The sequence below is a fragment of the Frankia sp. CcMO1 genome, from assembly GCF_977945845.1.
In genome coordinates this window covers 1865-3626 of the sequence record NZ_CDWTMG010000180.1, presented here as the reverse complement: position 1 = coordinate 3626, position 1762 = coordinate 1865, and the positions used below count along the sequence as shown (strand labels likewise).

Here is a 1762-nt window from a genome sequence, read left to right as displayed (position 1 = left end):
TCAATCGTGCTCTCTTTGAGAGCTGGACGGTCGAGCTGGCGCGGATCGGACGGATAAAGTCGGCTTCCGTAGCGCAGGGAATTAGACGGAAGGCTCGGAGCCTGATGAAGTCAGATTCCATCTATATCACCGCCGTCACGGCCTCGACGGGAGATCGGATGCGAGTCCAGAACCGGTTCGCGATTACTCGAAGCGTCGTTGCCTCAGGTGTCGAATGATCGAGCGGCTTCGGGTCAGAAACTTCAAGGCGTTCGCCGACCTGAGCCTTGATTTCAGGTCTCTCACCGTGCTAACCGGCCTGAACAATGCAGGTAAGAGTACAGTTGTCCAAGGAGTTGAAATGAAATAACTTGCGCGTTTCGAACCCTCCACAGGCCTGTGACCTGCGATGATGCTCTCGATCACGTATTTGTTACTTCATTACGTCCCCCAATCGCTTCTGCTCGCGGAACTCGCCGCCGAGGGCGACGGAACTCTGGTCCCGCTGAACGGTCCGTACGGTCTTGCGCTGGGTGAGGCGTTGGACGTGCTCTTTTTGGCTGCCGTCGACAATACGATCTCCATCGTTCAATGGTCCGCGGACTCGCGTCGTCAGATCGACTATTTTGTTCCGGAGGACCGCTCGACCTTTCTGCGTGTGTCGTCGGTGGTTGCGGACGGCTCGCAGGCGTGTGTGCCGCTTGACACGTACCTCTCGGCGGAGCGCCTTGGACCGCGTGACCTGCTCGAGGTGTCGACCCTGGACGACGGTCGTCTGCGAGTGGGGCATCAAGGCCAGTTCACCGCTCACGTCCTTGCCCGTCGCGAGCGGACACAGATAGGAGCGGATCTTTGGCACCCGGACACCAAGAATCGCGATTTCTCGATCACCATGGGAAGCCAGGTTGCTCTCTGGCTGTCCTCGATCGTCCGGCCTGTGGCGGTCGAGGCGACCTGGCTACCGGGTACGAACGCGGCCCTGGTCCGGTTTCGTGAGCCTGCAGCACTGACCGCGCCCTGGCTACGGCCGGCGAACGTCGGATTCGGTCTCTCCTATGCGCTGCCGGTCTGTGTCGCGGCGTTGACTGCGGTTCCCGGTGGGATTTTCATGGTGGAGAATCCTGAGGCGCATCTGCATCCAGCGGGTCAGTCGATGATGGGGCGCTTCCTTGCGCGGCTCGCGGCCTCTGGCGTTCAGACGATCATCGAGACACATAGCGATCATGTCGTTAACGGGATCCGTCTGGGGGTGGCGGAGGATCGAATCCTACCGGCCGGAGATGTAATCCTGCATTATTTCGGGGAAAACGAGCGAACGGCCATTGACATCACCGAGACCGGGGCCCTGACAACTTGGCCGTCTGGTTTCTTCGACCAGGGTGAGCGTGATCTGGCCAGCCTTGCCGGCGTGCGTAGGCGTCGGACGTGAGATTCATCGTCGACGAAGAGGCGTTAGGCTGCGCCGGCGTCCTCGACTGGGCTGCTGCCGAACGTGAGTTCGATGAACTCGCTCAGCTGCTGGTCGAACTCCGGTATAGCGGGGAGATCGTCGGCATTGTGAGCGGATGGGGAGCGGGTAAGTTCGTGTTCGGGCCGGACATCGCCACCGTCCTGGCCGCCGCGCGAGGCCTGGACCGGGATGTGCGTAGCCTGCTCATGCGACTGCTCGACAAATGTGTCGAGTGGGATGACGATTCTACGGTGGTGGCGGACGGTGAAATCGTCATCGGAGTCGAAATGAAATAACTTGCGCGTTTCGAACCCTCCACAGGCCTGTGACCTG

General features: G+C 60.4%; 3 protein-coding genes and 1 pseudogene. All 4 read left to right on the top strand.

The window, feature by feature from the left end; all coding sequences use genetic code 11:
- Positions 1-218, top strand: a pseudogene (locus tag AC08OU_RS18120) (DUF262 domain-containing protein); the annotation flags it as partial.
- A complete protein-coding gene (locus AC08OU_RS18115) occupies positions 215-349 on the top strand; it encodes an AAA family ATPase (RefSeq protein WP_462188373.1) in 135 nt (44 codons plus the stop codon). The pseudogene AC08OU_RS18120 and the gene AC08OU_RS18115, both read left to right, overlap by 4 nt.
- 39 nt (positions 350-388) lie before the next feature.
- Positions 389-1408, top strand: coding sequence for an AAA family ATPase (locus tag AC08OU_RS18110; RefSeq protein ID WP_476605380.1), 1020 nt, complete (start codon positions 389-391; stop codon positions 1406-1408).
- Positions 1405-1725 (top strand): hypothetical protein, encoded by a 321-nt coding sequence (locus tag AC08OU_RS18105; protein WP_476602013.1) that lies wholly within the window; start codon positions 1405-1407, stop codon positions 1723-1725. The genes AC08OU_RS18110 and AC08OU_RS18105 overlap by 4 nt, the downstream gene beginning before the upstream one ends.
- Positions 1726-1762 lie beyond the last annotated feature (37 nt).

What these genes read in the sequence shown, in the direction of transcription:
- AC08OU_RS18115 (WP_462188373.1), top strand. Translation starts at nt 215, where the DNA reads ATGATCGAGCGGCTTCGGGTCAGAAACTTCAAGGCGTTCGCCGACCTG.
- AC08OU_RS18110 (WP_476605380.1), top strand. Translation starts at nt 389, where the DNA reads ATGATGCTCTCGATCACGTATTTGTTACTTCATTACGTCCCCCAATCG.